Source organism: Amycolatopsis japonica, assembly GCF_000732925.1.
Taxonomy (GTDB): domain Bacteria; phylum Actinomycetota; class Actinomycetes; order Mycobacteriales; family Pseudonocardiaceae; genus Amycolatopsis; species Amycolatopsis japonica.
This window is the reverse complement of the sequence record NZ_CP008953.1, coordinates 2,053,948-2,070,682: the sequence shown is the minus strand read 5'-3', so window position 1 is coordinate 2,070,682 and position 16,735 is coordinate 2,053,948. Positions and strand designations below refer to the sequence as shown.

The following is a 16,735-nucleotide window of genomic DNA, read 5'->3' as shown; positions in this document are numbered from 1 at the left end:
GAGCTCCGTTCACTCGAACAGGTGGTTCGCGCCGGCGGAGGTCCAGGCCGGCGCCGTGACGTGCAGTCACGCTGGAATCACTTTCGGGTGGCGGGACCTGCGCGAACAAGCGAGGCAATGGTCCGTAGGACTACGTATCTAATGGCGAAATCCCCCGTCCCTACGAAAGTCGGGTGACCGCCCGAGCGGGTTCCGTGATCATCGAAACCGCGCTTAAGCTGCGTTCACTCGAACGGTGTGGTTCGTGAAGCGGGGGTGACCCGGCATGGTGATCGGTGGCTGCCGACGCAGGACGAGTTCGCCGGTACTCGTCGGCCGTGAGGCGGAATTACGCGAGCTCCTCGACGGCGCGTTGCGCTCGCCGTCGGTGATCATGCTCGAAGGCGAAGCGGGGGTGGGCAAGACCCGGCTCGCCACCGAACTGCTGGCCTGCGCCGAACTGGCCGGACGGCCGGTCCTCACCGCGACCTGCCAGCCGCTGCGCGAGCCTTTCCCGTACGGCGTGATCTTCGACGCGCTGAAGGACGTCCGCCCGGCGCGTGAGCTCAGCCCGGTGACCGGTGTCCTCGCGCCTTACCTGCCCGAGCTCGCGGCATTCCTGCCTCAGCCGCCGCCGCGGCCGTCCGATCCGAGGACCGAACGCCACCAGCTCTTCCGCGCCGTCCGGGAACTGCTCGGCTCACTGGGCCCGCACGTCCTGCTCATCGAAGACCTCCACTGGGCGGACGACGGTTCCCGCCGCCTGCTGCGGTTCCTGATGACCGAACCGCCCGCGGGCCTGACGCTCCTGCTCACGTACCGGCGCGAGGAGACTCCCGGCGGCATCCCGCTCGGCAGCGCCTACCGGCCCGCCCCCGGCACCGCGCACGCGCTCGTCACCCTCCGGCCGTTGGACCGCGACGGCGTCCAGGCGCTGGTTTCGGCCCTGCTCGGCGAAGCGAACGTCTCGGCCGAGTTCGCCGCGCGGCTGCACGAGCGGACCGCGGGGATCCCGTTCGTCGTCGAGGAGATCGTGCACGCGATCGGCGGCGTCGAAGGCGCGGTGCACGCCGACGGCGCGACCGCGCGACGTCTGCTCGACACCGTCGAAGTCCCGGCGCTGCTGCGGGAAGCGACGGTCGAACGCCTCATGGCGCTGCCGCCCGCCGCCCGGCGGATCGCCGAGGCCGCCGCCGTCCTCGGCACACCGTCCACTTCGGACCTGCTGGCCGCCGTGGCCGCGCTCACCCCCGAACGCGCCCGCCGCGCGCTGGTCCTCGCGCTCGAACGCAACGTCCTCGTCGAGTCCGGAGAAGGCAGGTACGGCTTCCGGCACGCGTTCGCCCGGCAAGCCGCGTATCTCACCATCCCCGGTCCCGATCGCCAGGAACTGCACCGGCGGGCCGCGCGGCTGCTGCGCGACCGCCTCCCGCAGTCCTTGGTGCGGCTGGCCGAACACTGCCGGAAGGCGGGCGACCGGGCCGGTGCCCTGAAGTACGGCGAAGCCGCCGCGGATCAGGCGTCGACGGTCGGCGATCTCGCCACCGCGACCGATCTGCTCCGCACCCTGCTCGACGAGCCGGGCCTTCAACCGTCCGATGTGGACAGACTCGCGGTCAAGTTCAGCTCGGTGGCGTGCAACGGACTCGCGCAGACCGAAGTCGTCCCGGCGCTGGAGCGGCTGCTCACCGACGGCAGGCTGTCCGGGCGCCTGAGCGGCGAGGTCCGGCTGGGGCTCGGGCTCCTGCTGGTGCGCCAGGCGGGCGGACTGGAGGCGGCGCGGACCGAGATCGAGATCGCCGTCAACGACCTCTCCGACCGGCCCGATCTGGCGGGCCGCGGGATGGGCGTCCTCGCCCAGCCGTGGGTCGGCGCGACCCCGCTGCGGGAGCACCGGCGCTGGATGGACCGGGTGGACGAGCTCATCGAGCGGGCGACCGACCGGCGATTGAAGATCATCCTGCTGGCCAACAACGCGGCGTCACGGCTGCACATCGGGGACACACGCGGCTGGGACATGCTGGACCGGGCGCCCACCACCGTCGGTTCCGCCGACGAACAACGGCATCTGGCGCGGCTGCACTGCAACAGCGCCGACGCCTGCGCCTGGACCGGCCACCACCGGCGGGCCAGGAGCCTGCTGCGCAGCGGGATGCAGCTCGCCGCCGACTGCGGTGCGCCGTACGTCGTCAGCACCGCCCGCGCGACGGCCGTCCACACCGACTGGCTCACCGGGAACTGGGACGGCCTCGCCGAACGGGCGGGCGCGCTGATCGACGAGTACCGCGATCTCCTGCCGGTGACCAGCGAACTGTGCCTGGTGCTGGGCCTGCTCGCCGCCGCGCGCGGCGAATGGGACGAGGCCGCGGCCCGGTTCGCCGGTACCGCGGCGGATCAGCCCGAGAACGCGTTCACCCCGGTCGCGATCGCCGCCCACGCCGGGATGTCGGGCATGCTGCTCGCGCAGGACCTCGGCGAAGCCGCCGTGACGCAGGCCGAGAAGGGACTGGAACTCTTGCGCGCCAAGGGTGTCTGGGCCTGGGGCGCCGATCTGGTCATGGCCGCCGTCGACGCGTATTGCGCCACGGGGCGGGACGCCGAGGCGCAAGCGCTGACGGACGAGTTCGAACGCGAGGTCGGCGACCTCGACGCACCGTCGACCCGGGCCGCGCTCGCCGCGAACCGCGGGCTCGTCGCGGCGTCCCGGGGCGACCACGCGGAGGCGATCGAGGCCTTCGAGCAGGCGCGGACCCGCTTCGAGGCGCTCCCCGCGCCCTATCACGCGGCGCTGATCGCCGAACGGGCCGCGCGCTGCCGCCTGGCCCGCAACGAGGACGTCGCCGAGACGTTCGCGGCGCTCGCCGAGACCTTCGACCACCTCGGCGCCACGCGTGACGCCGCGCGCTGCCGCCACGCCTTCCGGTCCACCGGCGCCGTCGCTCCCTCACGGCGCGGCCGCCGGGGTTACGGCGACGAGCTGTCGCCACGGGAGCGCGATGTCGCCCGCCTGCTGGCCGCCGGGCACACCAACCGGGAGATCGCCGAGGTGCTGTTCCTGTCCCGGCGCACGGTGGAACAGCACGTCGCGAGCGTGCTGCGGAAGCTGAAGGTGCGGTCGCGGAGTGAGCTGGCGGGGCTGCGGTCGGCGTAGCGATCAGCAAGTACATGAAGGCCCCCTTCCTTGCGTCTGGCGCAAGGAAGGGGGCCTTCATGTACTTGGCCGCGACCGGAAATTAAATCGGTTGCGCACGGCCGCGGGGCTCGGGGATGATCGTCCGCGATCCGGCAGGGAGCCGGTGGATGCGACAGGGAGGTGCCTCGTGCTGATGACTGTCCGGGGCCTTGGCCGCCCCCATCCACTCGCCCCTCGCGGCTGAGCGCGGAGCCACGACGCTCGCCCGGTGGGGCATCCCTGATCTAGGAGAACCCACCAGTGCGCAAGCACGATCTCGAAGAGTCTTACGAACAACGTCCTCGCCGTACCCGTCGTGCCCGTTTCGACGACGAACCCGAACCCACCCGAGGCGGACGGCTCACCGAAGCCGAACGCGTCCGCCTCGCCCGGTTGCGGGAGGACGCCTACACCGAGACCGCCATCCCCGACGGCGCCGACCGCTGGAGCACCTGGGGAGAAGCGGAGCAAGGACCGCTGCCGCGCCCGGACTGGGTGATCACCGAACTGGCGGCGGTCGACACCGAACTCGGCATCCTCAAAACCGGCAAGGAGGCGGACGTCCACCTCGTCCGGCGCAACCTGCCCGGCACCGAGGGCACCGTGCTAGCCGCCAAGCGGTACCGCAGCGGCGAGCACCGGCTGTTCCATCGTGACGCCGGCTACCTCGAAGGCAGGCGGATGCGGCGTTCGCGGGAGATGCGGGCGATGGAGTCGCGCAGCAGCTTCGGCCGCAACCTCATCGCCGAACAGTGGGCCGTCGCCGAGTTCGGCGCGCTGAGCAGGCTCTGGTCGGTCGGCGCGCCCGTGCCGTACCCGGTGCAGCGCGACGGCACCGAACTGCTGCTGGAATTCCTCGGCGAGGGCGAGACGGCCGCGCCGCGGCTGGCGCAGGTCCGGCCGGAGCCCGACCAGTTGCGGGAACTGTGGTTCCAGACCTCGGCGATGCTGGAACTGCTGGCGTCGCAGGGGCTCGCGCACGGTGACCTCTCGGCGTACAACCTGCTCGTGCACCGCGAACGGATCATGGTGATCGACCTCCCCCAGGTGGTCGACATCGTGGCCAATCCGGGCGGGCTGGAGTTCCTCGCGCGGGACGTGCGCAACATCGCGACGTGGTTCCACTCGCGGGGGCTGCCGGAGCGGCTCACGGCGGTGCCGGAGCTGATCGAGGAGCTGCAGGAGATCGCGGGCCTCCGCTGACCGTCCACAGTGTCTCGAAGGGGTCTTTCCCGGCAAGATCACGCCGGGAAAGACCCCACCGTGGAGACCCTGCCCACAATCGCTCCCTCCAGTTGGGAGGCCGGATAACGGTCCGGTACAGTAGTGACAGACCGCAACCGGCGGCGTGGATGAGTTGGTGTCCGTCGCCTCCAAAGCCAACCGAATGGCTCGCGGTATCCGTATCAATCCATTGGCGCGCGGTGTCACGCAGACGCGGTGTGCCGGGTTCGTCCCTGTGAACGCCCATCTGTGCACACCATCTTGCCCTGCCTGCGTGCGGGCAGCCCGGGCCTCCTTGCGACGTGCCACGTCCGAGAGGCATTTGTGACAGTCACGTTCAACTCCGGCCACGTCTCACCGTCGGCGCGTCAGCACCGCAAGCCGCGCACCCGCCCCGCGGGTGACGCGATGCTGCGCGAAGACGCCGTCGAGACGGTCAAGGCGAAGACCTGGGCGGAACTCGGCCTTCCCGACCCGCTGCTGCGGGCGCTGGCCGACGCCGGTATCACCACCCCGTTCCCGATCCAGTCGGCGACCATCCCCGACGCGCTCGCCGGTCGCGACGTGCTCGGCCGCGCCCAGACCGGTTCCGGCAAGACCCTGGCCTTCGGCCTCGCGATGCTGACCCGGCTCAACGGCGGCCGTGCCCGGCCGAAGCACCCCCGCGCGCTGATCCTGGTCCCGACCCGCGAGCTGGCCATGCAGGTCGCCGACTCGCTGACCCCGCTGGCCAAGGCCCTCGGCCTGTGGTGCCGCACCGCCGTCGGCGGCATGGCCTTCACCCGCCAGGCCGACGCGCTCTCCCGCGGCGTCGACCTGCTGATCGCCACCCCCGGCCGGCTGTCGGACCACGTCCGCCAGGGCACCGCGTCGCTGTCCGACGTCAACTTCGTCGCGCTCGACGAGGCCGACCAGATGGCCGACATGGGCTTCATGCCGCAGGTTCGCGAGATCCTCGACCTGACCCCGGCCCGCGGCCAGCGCCTACTGTTCTCGGCCACTCTCGACGGTGACGTCGACCGGCTGGTCCGCGCGTACCTGACCGACCCGGTCACGCACTCGGTCGCCCCGTCGACCGCGAGCGTCACCACCATGGACCACCACGTGTTCCAGGTGTCGCACCAGGACAAGCAGGACATCATCACCGAGATCGGCGCCCGTGAGGGCCGCACGATCATGTTCGTCCGCACCAAGCACCACGTGGACCGCCTGACCGAGCGCCTGCGCGAGAAGGGCGTCCACGCGGCCGCCCTGCACGGTGGCAAGACCCAGGGCCAGCGCAACCGCGTCCTCGCGGACTTCAAGGAGGGCTACGCGCCCGTCCTCGTCGCCACGGACGTCGCCGCGCGCGGTATCCACGTCGACGACATCTCGCTGGTGCTGCACGTCGACCCGGCCGCCGACCACAAGGACTACCTGCACCGCGCCGGCCGCACCGCGCGCGCCGGGGCGTCCGGTGTCGTGGTCACGCTGGTCACCCACGACCAGCGCCGCATGGTGCGCCGGATGACCGACCGCGCCGGCGTCCGCGCCGAGCAGACCACGGTCCGCCCGGGCGACGCCGAGCTCGCCCGCATCACCGGTGCGCAGCAGCCCAGCGGCGAGCCGGTCGTCGAGCGTCGTCGTGAGTCCCCGCGTCGCGGCGGTGGCCGCGGCTACGGTGGCGGCGACCGCGGTTACCAGGGTTCGCGCGAGGGTCACGGTCACCGCGAAGGCGGCCGTCCCGGTGGCTTCCGCGGCCGCCCGCGTCGTGGCGAGGGCGGTGGCGGCAACGGCCGTCCGCAGCGTCCGGGCGGACGCCCGCGTCGCAGCTACGACAGCTGACGTGACTGAAGCCGGTCCTTCCGGCGGCTAGTGCCATGAAAGGTCCTTTCCTTGCAAAATTTGCGAGGAAAGGACCTTTCATTGCGTTCGGAGTGGGGACCACCACGTCCATCGGGAAACGGCGGATGGGAGACTGCGGGACGTGACTTCTCCCGGCCCCGCCTCCCAGAACCTCCCGCCCGACCAGGTCTTCGACTGGCTCGACGTGGAGGCTGAGAAGCGGGCCGAGGCCGGGCTGGTGCGCAAGCTGCGCATCCGGCAGGCGCAGGAGCCGGAGCTGGACCTCGCCGGAAACGACTACCTCGGGCTCGCCAGGGACAAGCGCGTCGCCGGTGCGGCGGCCGCGGCCGCGTTGCGGTGGGGCGCGGGGGCGACCGGCTCCCGGCTCGTCTCCGGCACCACCGAGGTCCACGCCGAACTCGAGCACGAACTCGCCCGCTTCTGCGGCACGCAGGCCGCGCTGGTCTTCTCGTCCGGTTTCACCGCGAACCTCGGCGCCGTCACGGCCCTGTCCGGCGCGGATTCCGCGATCGTCACGGACAAGTACATCCACGCCTCGCTGATCGAGGGCTGCCGCCTGTCCCGGTCGGACATCGCCGCCGTCGCGCACAGCGACCCGAACGCCTTCAAGCACGCGCTGGCGACCCGCCGCAAACCGCGCGCCCTCGTCGTCACCGATTCCGTGTTCTCCGTCGACGGTGACATCGCCCCGTTGGAGCAGCTCGCCGGTGTTTGCCGGGAGCACGGCGCGTCGCTGCTCGTCGACGACGCGCACGGTTTCGGCGTCCTCGGCGAGGGCGGCCGCGGCGCCGTCCACGCGGCGGGGCTCTCCGGCGCGCCGGACGTCGTCACCACGATCACGCTGTCGAAATCCCTTGGGGCACAAGGCGGAGCGGTGCTCGGGCCGCGTCGCGTGATCAAACATCTCGTGGACACCGCGCGCAGTTTCATCTTCGACACCGGGCTCGCGCCCGCCAGTGCCGCCGCCGCGCTGGCCGCCCTCACCGCGCTGAAGGCCGAGCCGGAGCTGGCCACCAAGGTCACCGAAGCCGCCGGAAACCTTGCGATGCAACTGAAATCGGCGGGTTTCCGGGTCGGTCTCCCGGACGCCGCGGTGATCTCGGTGCAGGCGCCGTCGCCGGAGGCCGCCGTCGCGTGGGCGGCCGCCTGCGCGGATCAGGGCGTGCGCGTCGGCTGCTTCCGGCCGCCGTCCGTGCCCGACGGCATCTCCCGCCTGCGCCTGACCGCGCGGGCCGACCTCACCGAGGCCGACGTGGACCGCGCGGTCGGGGTGATCACGGCTGCGGCGCCTCCCGGCGCCACATCGTGAGGTGCGGGATCCCGTCTTCCATGAACTCCTCGCCCTCCACCACGAAGCCGTACTTGGCGTAGAACTTCGTCGCGTACGTCTGCGCGTCGAGGACGCACGGCGCGTCCCCGATCCCCGCGAGGGCGGTCTCCATCAGCCGTCCCGCGAGCCCTTTGCCGCGTGAGCGGACGGCCGTGCACACCCGGCCGATGCGGAAGGTGCCGCCGGCGTCCTGCAACACCCGCAGGTACGAGTCGACGGCGACGGAACCGCCGACCCAGAGGTGCCGCGTGCCGGGCAGGAGGTCGCGTCCGTCGATCTCGTGATAGGCGCAGTCCTGCTCGACGACGAACACGTCCACGCGCAGGCGGAGGATGCCGTGCAGCTGCGCGGCGGTGATCTCGTCACCGGCGACGGACAGCGGGAACGACGAGGTCTCGATGATCGGGGTGTCGGTGCTCACGCCCACTTGTTAGCACATCGGGCGTGAAGAAGGCACCGATCAGCCGATCAGGCCCCGGTTCTTCTGCTGGGAGATCTCGTTCGCGAAGTGGGAGACGCGGGTGTAAACACCGGGTTTGCCCGCCTTCGCGCAGCCTTCGCCGAACGACACGATGCCGATCAGCGTGTCCCCCACCATGAGCGGTCCGCCCGAATCGCCCTGGCAGGCGTCGACGCCGCCCTCGTCGTAGCCGGCGCACACCATGTCGCTCGGGTCGTAGCCGGAGTACGCGGTGCGGCAGGTCTTGTCGCTGACCACGGGGACGACCGCGCTGCGCAGGTAGTCCGACCGCGCGCCGCCGTCGGCGACCCGGCCCCAGCCGAGGACCGTCGCCTTCGTGCCTTCCTGGTACAGGTCGGCGTTGCCGTTGTCCGCGACCTTCGCTGGCCGGTACGGCAGCTGACCGCTGACCGTCATCACCGCGATGTCGTCGCCCTTGCCGGGATCGCCGCTGTAGTCGGGGCTGACCCAGATCCGCGAGACCCGCAGCTCGACGCCGTCGCGCGAACGCTTGTCCTCGCGACCCGCCACCACGCGGACGTCGGCGCGTTTGACCGCGACCGCGCAGTGCGCCGCCGTTGCGACCGTCGTGGAGCTGACGATCACCGCGCCGCAGTACTGGTTGCCGCCGCGATCGGCCAAGTAGACCGCGTACGGATACTGCGAGACCGAAGCCTTGCCACCGCCCACGATCCGCGGCTGGGCGGCCTGATCCGGCCCGCTCACCGCGCTGTCGTCCGCCGACGCGCTGTTGACCGCGACCGGCACCATCACCGCCGTCGCGAGGACCGCTCCGACCGCGAGCAGCAGCGTGCGACGTGACTTCTTGGGCATGTTCTTTCCCTTCACCGGGGCGTACGTACGGTCAAACCCTGGGAAGTCATTCGACTCCAGCGCGTACACGAGCGATCGCGAATACCCTAATCGGAGAAAGCCCGATGCGGTGTCACTGAAACGGGTGGAACTGTGCTCACCGAACGCATCTGTCACCCTGGACGTCGTGCGGGCTACGGCGACGGTTCTGGCGGCTACGGCCCTTCTGCTTTCTTCGTGTTCGAGCCCCGCGCCGCCCGGCCCCGTTCCCGCCCCTCCCGCGGAAACCTCTTCGGCGGCAACGACTCCGGCCACGTCGGTCCCGCCGCCCGCACCGGTCTGGCAGGTCGGCGCGAAGCCGCTTCCCTTGCGCCGTGACGGTTTCGGGCAGATCCTCCCGACTCCTCCCGTACTGGCGAACCGTTCCCTGCCGACCGCCGACCTGTTGCCCCCGCCCGCCGGGAACCGGTTCGCGGGCACGGTGAATCCCGTTCCCGCAGGGGTTCTCGCGCGCAGCACGTGGCAGCCCGCCTGCCCGGTCACGGCGGGCGAACTGCGCTATCTCACGTTGTCGTTCTGGGGTTTCGACGGCCGCGCGCACACCGGGGAAATGCTCGTGAACGCGTCGGTCGCGAACGCCGTCGTCACCGTGTTCGGGCGGTTGTTCGCCGCGAAGTTCCCGATCGAGGAAATGCGCGTGACCGCTCCCGCCGAACTCACCGCTCCCCCGACGGGTGACGGGAACAACACCAACGCCTTCGTCTGCCGTCCGGCCCGCGGCCTGACGAACTGGTCTGCGCACGCCTACGGGCTCGCGATCGACGTCGACCCGTTCTGCAACCCGTACACCAAGGGCGACCTGGTCCTGCCCGAACTCGCGTCGGCGTACCTCGACCGGGGAAACCGGCGGCCGGGGATGATCACCGCCGGCGATCCGACGGTGGCCGCCTTCGCCGCGATCGGCTGGACGTGGGGCGGCTCCTGGACGACGCCGACGGACCGGATGCACTTCAGCTCCACCGGCCGCTGAACCGGGAACAACCGGCCGCCGTGACAAGTTGGCTAGAGTCGGAACCATCCCCGCTCCCGCCGCAAAGGAAGACAGCGTGCCCCACTACGACCTGGTGATCGTCGGTACCGGATCGGGCAACTCGATCCTCGACCCGCGTTTCGCGGACTGGAACACGGCGATCGTGGAGAAGGGCACGTTCGGCGGCACCTGCCTGAACGTGGGCTGCATCCCGACGAAGATGTTCGTGCACGCCGCCAACGTCGCGGCCACCCCCGCCACGTCGTCGAAGTTCGGCGTCGACGAGGAGCTGACCGGCGTCCGCTGGCGCGACGTGCGCGACCGGATCTTCGGCCGGATCGACCCGATCGCCGCCGGCGGCCGGGAGTACCGCGTCCAGCACGAGGACAACAAGAACGTCACCGTGTACGAGGGCGAAGGCCGCTTCACCGGGCACAAGGAACTTCGGGTGAGCTACTCCGACGGCCGCCCGGCCGAGACGATCACCGCCGACAAGTTCGTGCTCGCCGCCGGTGGGCGACCGGTGATCCCGGACATCCCCGGCCTCGCCGAGACCGGCTACCACACCTCCGACACGGTGATGCGGCTCGACGAGCTGCCGTCGAGCATCGTGATCCTCGGCGGCGGCTACATCGCGGCCGAGTTCGCGCACGTCTTCGCCTCGTTCGGAGTGGACGTGACCGTGGTCAACCGCTCCGGCGCGCTGCTGCGGTCCGAGGACGACGACGTCAGCGCCCGGTTCACCGAGCTGGCCGCGCAGCGGTTCGACGTCCGGCTCGACCGGAAGACCGTGCGAGCACGCAAGACCGCGTCGGGTGTCGCACTGGACCTCGAAGGCCCGGAGGGCGCCGAAACCGTCGAGGCCGACGTGCTGCTGGTCGCGACCGGACGCACGCCGAACTCCGACCTCCTGGACGTCGCCGCCACCGGCGTGACCACGGGCGAGCGCGGGCACGTCGTGGTCGACGAGTACCAGCAGACCGTGGTCGACGGGATCTACGCGCTCGGCGACATCTCGTCGGTCTTCGAGCTGAAGCACGTCGCGAACCACGAGCAGCGCGTGGTGCAGCACAACCTGTTGCACCCGGACGAGCGGATCGAAGCCGACCACCGGTTCGTCCCGCACGCGGTGTTCACCTCGCCGCAGGTCGCCTCCGTCGGGCTGACCGAACGCGAGGCGCGCGAGCGTGGCGTGTCGTACGTGACGTCGCATCAGGACTACGCCGGCATCGCCTACGGCTGGGCGATGGAGGACACCACCGGCTTCGCGAAGCTGCTCGCCGACCCGGCCACCGGGCAGCTGCTGGGCGCGCACATCATCGGCCCGCAGGCGTCTTCGGTGATCCAGCCGCTGATCCAGGCGATGAGCTTCGGGCTGGACGCGAAGAGCATGGCGCGTGGGCAGTACTGGATCCACCCGGCGATGCCGGAACTGGTCGAGAACGCACTGCTGAACCTGCCCCTGGACTGACCCTCGCCGCATTTAGTCCTCTGAATGCGCTCCCCGGACGCCCGGGTGAGGCGCATTCAGAGGACTAAATGCGCCGGTCAGACGACGCGGCCGCAGGCGCGGGCCCCGTTCCGTGCCGCCAGCTCGCCGACCGCGTTCCCCGTGGTGTCCGAGACGGCCATCAGGGCGGGCGAGCGGGCCCCCTCCCCCGAGAACCGCTCACCCGCCTCGACGTACCGGCGGGTCGCCGCCAAGAACTCCTCCCGCGCCGATGCCGCCCCTCCTGGCACCGTGCGGACCCCCATCGCCCCCTTGAGGACGTCCTTGGCGTCGTCCACCTTCACCGCGACGTAGTGCTGCCACTTGCGCAGCTCCGTCGCGGCCTCCCCCTCCGGATCCGGCCAGTAGCGCTGGATATCGGCGCCACTGTCCTTCCACACCTGCACGCACACCCGGTCGACGGCGCGGTAGAACTCGTGCGGCGAGAGCACCGCGGGCGCCCGCTCCGGCACCACGGCGACGCACACCGCGGCGAAACACGCCAGAGCCGAGCCGTACGCCAGTCCCTCCACCACGCCGACCCCCAGGACCGAGTTTTTGAACAGGTTCAACTCGCTCAGGTTATGGCTCCGCCCCGGGACGGGTCAAGAAGTTTTTTGAACGCGTTCAGACGAAGCGGCGACGACCGGCGAAGGCACCGAAGGTCATCTGAGCGGCGAAGACCACGAGCATCATGATCCAGGGGACGGTCCAGCCGTGGGTGAGGTCGTGAAGCAGCCCGAAGAGGAACGGCCCGACGGCCGCCATCAGGTAGCCGATGCCCTGCGCCATCCCCGACAGCCGCGCGGTGTCCTCGCCGGTGCGAGCCCGCAGCGCGATCACCGTCAGCGCGAGCGAGAAGACGCTCATCCCGAGCCCGATGAGGAGGCACCAGAGCAGCGGCGAAGCGGCGGGCGCGACCATCATGCCGACCATGCCGACGAAGCCGGGAACGCCCAGCCCGACGATCCACGGGCTCTGGCTCTTGTGCCGGGCCGCCATCGGCGCCACCACGAGACTGATCGGGACGGCGATGAGCGAGATCAACCCGAGCAGCAGCCCGGAATCACCCTTGCTCACCCCCGCGTCGATCATCACCTCCGGCAGCCAGCCCATCACGACGTAGGCCAAAAAGGCCTGAGTGCCGAAGAAAAGCGTGACCATCCACGCAAGGGGGCTACGCAGGAGCGATCGCCCGCTACCCTGCTTGCCTGCCTCGGCAACGGGCGCACGTCCCGCACCGCGGGCTGCGAGAATCCAGACGAGGAGTGCGAGCACCGCCAAGACCGACCAGGCGCCGAGACCTTGGCGCCAGCCGCCGAACGCGTTCTCCAAGGGAGGGGTGAGCGCGGACCCCAGGGCGCCCCCGCCCTGCAGAGCGGCGGTGTACACGCCGGTCATCATGCCGACACGTGCCGGGAAGGAGTCCCTGATGACGACCGGGATCAGTACGTTCGCCAAGGCGATTCCCGCCGTGGCGACCAGGGTTCCCCCAAGCACGACGTACGGTCCGTCGATCACGCGCAGCACCAGGCCGACGGCCAGCACCGAAAGCGCGGACGCGATGGCCGCGCCGATGCCGAACCGGCGGGCCAGCAGCGGCGCGGCGAGTCCGGCGGCGGCGAAACAGAGGCCGGGGAGCGTGGTGAGCACGCCGGCCCAGGTCGCCGTGGCGCCGAGGTCGTCGCGCATTTCGCCGAGCATGGGGCCGATACTGGTGATCGCTGGCCGCAGATTGAGGGCCACCAGGATCACCGCGACACCGAGCAGAACGCCGCCGGTGATCACTCCCGGCCGCCACTCCGTTTCGATCGAGCCTTCGAGTTCAAGGCTTTCGTCGAACGGGGCCACGGATTCTCGAGAGTCGACACGCACGTCGGCTAGTATCACATACATAGGATGATTGGATGAAGGGACAACGCTGTGCCATTGGCCACCACGCGCCGTGCCGGCCTGGTCGATCAGGTCATCGAGCAGCTGCGTGACGCCGTCACGCAGGGAGAATGGCCCATCGGTCAGCGGATTCCGACGGAACCTGAGCTGGCCGGGCAACTCGGCGTCGGACGCAACACCGTCCGCGAGGCCGTTCGCGCGCTCGCGCACACGGGGCTGCTCGAGGTCCGCCAGGGCGACGGAACCTACGTGCGGGCGACGAGCGAGGTCTCGGGCGCCATCCGGCGGCTCTGCGGTTCCGAACTGCGCGAGGTGCTGCAGGTGCGGCGCATCCTCGAGGTCGAGGGCGCCCGGCTCGCGGCCGTGTCGCGGACCGAGGAGGAGGTCGTCGAGCTGCGGTCCCTGCTCGAACGCCGCAACGCCGAACTGCGCGACGGCCATTGGGAGGACTTCGCCCGCCTCGACGCGGAATTCCACTTCGCGGTCGTCCAAAGTGGACATAACACCCTGCTGACCGAGATGTACCGCGGGCTCACCGAAGTGATCACGGCCAGCGTGGCCGCCACGTCGAACGTGACGCCGGGGCGCGAGTATCTGCCGGAGATAGGGCATGAAGGCCTCGCCGAGGCCATCGCCGACCGCGACGCCGACCGTGCCGCCAGCGAGGCGTGCGGTTTCCTGGACGAACTCCTGGCCAGGGTGGAGCAGGACGAGAGCTGAAGGGGACTTTCCCCGCATAGGACGCAGCAAAGGGGCCCTTCACCGCATCGCATGCGGTGAAGGGCCCCTTCAGCCCGCCTACGGCAGCGTGAGGATCTCCGCGCCGTCCTCGGTCACCACGAGGGTGTGCTCGAACTGGGCCGTCCACTTCTTGTCCTTGGTGGTGACGGTCCAGTCGTCGGCCCAGATGTCGTAGTCGATGGTGCCGAGGGTGATCATCGGCTCGATCGTGAAGGTCATGCCCTGCTCGATCACCGTCTCGACGGACGGCTCCTCGTAGTGCAGGACGGTCGGCGCGGTGTGGAACGCCGGACCGACACCGTGGCCGGTGAAGTCGCGCACGACCCCGTAGCCGAACCGCTTCGCGTACGCCTCGATGACGCGGCCGATGACGTTGAGCTGCCTGCCGGGGCGGACGGCCTTGATGGCGCGCATGGTCGCCTCGCGCGTGCGCTCGACCAGCAGCCGCGCCTCCTCCGAGACGTCGCCCGCCAGGAACGTCGCGTTGGTGTCGCCGTGGACGCCGCCGATGAACGCGGTGACGTCGATGTTGCAGATGTCGCCGTCCTCGATCACCGTCGAATCCGGGATGCCGTGGCAGATCACCTCGTTGAGCGAGGTGCAGCACGACTTCGGGAACGCGCGGTAGCCGAGTGTCGACGGGTACGCGTGGTTGTCCAGCAGGAACTCGTGGATCACCTTGTCGATGTCGTCGGTGGTCGCACCGGGCTTGACGGCCTTGCCGCCCTCCTCCAGCGCCTGCGCCGCGATCCGGCTCGCGACCCGCATCGCCTCGATCACCTCGGGCGTGCGGACCCCGTTGCCCGTGTCGCGTTTCGGCGCCGGCCGGTCGACGTACTCGGGACGGGCGATGCTGGCGGGGACGACTCGCCTCGGCGTCTGGACGCCGGGCTTCAAGGGGGAGCGAACGGACATGGGTCCAGCCTACGACCTGGCGGCTAACCGAGCCCCGCCAGGAAGCGCTGCGCGGCCTCGACCGCGGGCCTGGACGTCCCCGCGTCGGTCGTCAGCACCGCGAAGGCCAGGTCCCCGGTGTAGCCGACGAACCAGCCGTGCGCGTGCGTGCCGTCGCCGAACTGCGCCGTCCCGGTCTTGCCCCGGACGTCCGGCAACGGCTTGAGCAGTGTCGCCGTGCCGTCGGTGACGACCTCGCGCATCATCCCGCGCAGCGCGTCGAGCACCTCCGGCTTGATCGGTTTGCCGAGCCCGGACGACGTGGTGGCCATCCCCCGCACCAGCGTCGGCAGCGGGACCTTCCCCGACTGGACCGTCGCGGTGGCGACCGCCAGCCCGAACGGGCTCGCCACGACGGTCCCCTGACCGAACCCGTTCTCCGCCCGCTGCGCGACGGTGTTCGCCGGCGGCGACGAACCGGTGATCGTCGTCAGGCCGGGGATCACGAAGTCGGCGCCGACGCCGAGGTCGCGCGCGGCGTCGGTCAGCGCGGCGGGAGGCAGGTCGGTCGAGAGCTTCGCGAACGTCGTGTTGCAGGACTTGGCGAACGCGGTGGAGAGCGGGACGACACCGAGGGCGAACTTGCCCTCGTTCGGCACCGTCCGGTTCTCGAAGGTGGCCGTGCCCGGGCAATCCACCGGGCTGTCCGCCCGCACCGAGCCCGCGGACAGCGCCGCGACGGCGGTGGCCATCTTGAACGTGGAGCCCGGCGGGAAGCGGCCGGTGAGCGCGATCGCGCCCTGCGGATCCGCCGGGGCGTTCTGCGCCACCGCGAGCAGTTCGCCGGTCGACGGCTGGATCGCGACGAGCGCGGACGCCGTCGGGACCGGGGCGAGCGCCCGTTCCGCCGAACCCTGCGCCTTCACGCTGAGCGTGCTGACGACCGCGGGGGCCGGTTTGGGGTGTTCGGAGTGCAGGTCGACGATCTCGCCGCCGCCCGTGTCGAGGGTGACGACGCGCCAGCCCGCCGAGCCCTCCACCTGATCCTCGACGAGCGACCGGACCGCGGGCAGCACCTGCTTGCCGAAGTTCTTGTCGTCCGGCAGCAGCCTTTCCTGCTGGCTGAACCGGACCCCGGGCAGGTCGTAGATCTCGGGCTTCACCTCTTGGTAGCTGTTCGCCCGCAGGCTCACCACCGGATACCCGGAGCCGGGTTTGAGCGTCTTCACGCCGTCGCGGATCGACTGCCCGGTCACCGACGCCTCGAACCGGTTGAGCGCCGCGCCGAGTTTGTCGGTGACGGCCACCAGGTCGCCCGCCTTCGCCGGGTCGAGCACGACGCTGACGACTGTCTGCGGGCGCAGCAACGGCGTCCCGTCGCGGTCCAGCACCGGTGCGAGAGCCGGCGGATCCGCCTTCAGCGCGATGCTCTGCTGCGCGGCCAGCTGCGGGTGCAGGACGGTCGGCAGCCAGCGCACCTTCCAGCCGTCCTGGGTGGAATGGAGCTGCGCGTCGGCCTTGTACGTCCAGACCCGGCCGCGCGGGAGGTTCCAGGTGAGCCGATAGGTCGCCGTCGCGTTGTCCGCGCCGGACGAGTGCCGGACCTCGTCGGCCGCGACCTTGATCGACTCCGGGGAAAGCGCCTTCCGCGTCATCTCCACCGAAGACCGCGCGGCGTCCGGCGAATCGGTGAAGAAGGCAGCGGCGGCGACGTCACCGGAGGCGAGCCCGTCGAGGAAACCCGTGATCGCGTCTTCCGGCCCGGAATCGGCGAAGAGCCCGCACCCGGCGGCCGAGAGGCCCACCACCCCCGCGAGCACGACGACGGCGAGACGACGACCTGCTTGCATGCCCGGATCCTGCCA

The 16,735-nt window shown here is 70.7% G+C and carries 13 protein-coding genes; 7 read left to right on the top strand and 6 right to left on the bottom strand.

Going from position 1 to position 16,735, the window contains the following annotated elements:
* The first annotated feature begins 265 nt into the window (after positions 1–265).
* From AJAP_RS10110 to AJAP_RS10095, 4 genes are all read left to right on the top strand, one after another.
* Complete coding sequence (locus AJAP_RS10110) at positions 266–3,130, top strand: ATP-binding protein (protein WP_051972399.1); 2,865 nt, start codon at positions 266–268, stop codon at positions 3,128–3,130.
* 282 nt (positions 3,131–3,412) lie between these two features.
* Positions 3,413–4,354 (top strand): serine protein kinase RIO, encoded by a 942-nt coding sequence (locus AJAP_RS10105; protein ID WP_037342368.1) that lies wholly within the window; start codon positions 3,413–3,415, stop codon positions 4,352–4,354.
* Positions 4,355–4,699: 345 nt separating this feature from the next.
* On the top strand, positions 4,700–6,199 hold the full coding sequence (locus AJAP_RS10100) for a DEAD/DEAH box helicase (RefSeq protein WP_038509977.1): 1,500 nt from the start codon (positions 4,700–4,702) through the stop codon (positions 6,197–6,199).
* A gap of 142 nt (positions 6,200–6,341) precedes the next feature.
* Positions 6,342–7,529 carry an 8-amino-7-oxononanoate synthase gene (locus AJAP_RS10095; protein WP_038509975.1) on the top strand — a complete coding sequence of 396 codons (1,188 nt, stop codon included), beginning with the start codon at positions 6,342–6,344 and terminating at the stop codon, positions 7,527–7,529.
* On the opposite strand, the gene AJAP_RS10090 is transcribed toward AJAP_RS10095, so the two are convergent.
* Positions 7,495–7,977 (bottom strand): GNAT family N-acetyltransferase, encoded by a 483-nt coding sequence (locus AJAP_RS10090; protein ID WP_038509972.1) that lies wholly within the window; start codon positions 7,975–7,977, stop codon positions 7,495–7,497. The two genes, AJAP_RS10095 and AJAP_RS10090, sit on opposite strands and share 35 nt — an antisense overlap.
* 33 nt (positions 7,978–8,010) lie before the next feature.
* Positions 8,011–8,844 (bottom strand): S1 family peptidase, encoded by an 834-nt coding sequence (locus tag AJAP_RS10085; RefSeq protein WP_038522754.1) that lies wholly within the window; start codon positions 8,842–8,844, stop codon positions 8,011–8,013.
* 346 nt (positions 8,845–9,190) lie between these two features.
* On the opposite strand from AJAP_RS10085, the gene AJAP_RS10080 reads away from it, so the two are divergent.
* Both AJAP_RS10080 and AJAP_RS10075 read left to right on the top strand, forming a co-directional pair.
* Positions 9,191–9,853, top strand: coding sequence for a M15 family metallopeptidase (locus tag AJAP_RS10080; protein WP_038509970.1), 663 nt, complete (start codon positions 9,191–9,193; stop codon positions 9,851–9,853).
* A gap of 76 nt (positions 9,854–9,929) precedes the next feature.
* Positions 9,930–11,324: a mycothione reductase gene (locus AJAP_RS10075; RefSeq protein ID WP_038509968.1), complete on the top strand. Its 1,395-nt coding sequence runs from the start codon at positions 9,930–9,932 to the stop codon at positions 11,322–11,324.
* A 77-nt stretch (positions 11,325–11,401) separates the two neighbouring features.
* Here the strand turns inward: AJAP_RS10075 and AJAP_RS10070 are convergent, their stop codons facing one another.
* Both AJAP_RS10070 and AJAP_RS10065 read right to left on the bottom strand, forming a co-directional pair.
* Positions 11,402–11,914, bottom strand: a complete 513-nt coding sequence (locus AJAP_RS10070; RefSeq protein ID WP_228694903.1) for a hypothetical protein — start codon at positions 11,912–11,914, stop codon at positions 11,402–11,404.
* Between the two features lie 55 nt (positions 11,915–11,969).
* A complete protein-coding gene (locus AJAP_RS10065) occupies positions 11,970–13,217 on the bottom strand; it encodes a CynX/NimT family MFS transporter (protein WP_051972398.1) in 1,248 nt (415 codons plus the stop codon).
* 48 nt (positions 13,218–13,265) lie between these two features.
* Between AJAP_RS10065 and AJAP_RS10060 the strand changes: the two genes are divergently transcribed.
* Positions 13,266–13,955 (top strand): FadR/GntR family transcriptional regulator, encoded by a 690-nt coding sequence (locus tag AJAP_RS10060; protein ID WP_038509965.1) that lies wholly within the window; start codon positions 13,266–13,268, stop codon positions 13,953–13,955.
* A gap of 78 nt (positions 13,956–14,033) precedes the next feature.
* On the opposite strand, the gene map is transcribed toward AJAP_RS10060, so the two are convergent.
* Entirely contained in the window at positions 14,034–14,891 is an 858-nt protein-coding gene (gene map, locus AJAP_RS10055; RefSeq protein ID WP_038509962.1) for a type I methionyl aminopeptidase, read from the bottom strand.
* 23 nt (positions 14,892–14,914) lie between these two features.
* Positions 14,915–16,720, bottom strand: coding sequence for a penicillin-binding transpeptidase domain-containing protein (locus AJAP_RS10050; protein ID WP_038509960.1), 1,806 nt, complete (start codon positions 16,718–16,720; stop codon positions 14,915–14,917).
* Positions 16,721–16,735 lie beyond the last annotated feature (15 nt).

What these genes read in the sequence shown, in the direction of transcription:
- AJAP_RS10110 (WP_051972399.1), top strand. Translation starts at nt 266, where the DNA reads ATGGTGATCGGTGGCTGCCGACGCAGGACGAGTTCGCCGGTACTCGTC.
- AJAP_RS10085 (WP_038522754.1), bottom strand. Translation starts at nt 8,844, where the DNA reads ATGCCCAAGAAGTCACGTCGCACGCTGCTGCTCGCGGTCGGAGCGGTC.
- map (WP_038509962.1), bottom strand. Translation starts at nt 14,891, where the DNA reads ATGTCCGTTCGCTCCCCCTTGAAGCCCGGCGTCCAGACGCCGAGGCGA.
- AJAP_RS10050 (WP_038509960.1), bottom strand. Translation starts at nt 16,720, where the DNA reads ATGCAAGCAGGTCGTCGTCTCGCCGTCGTCGTGCTCGCGGGGGTGGTG.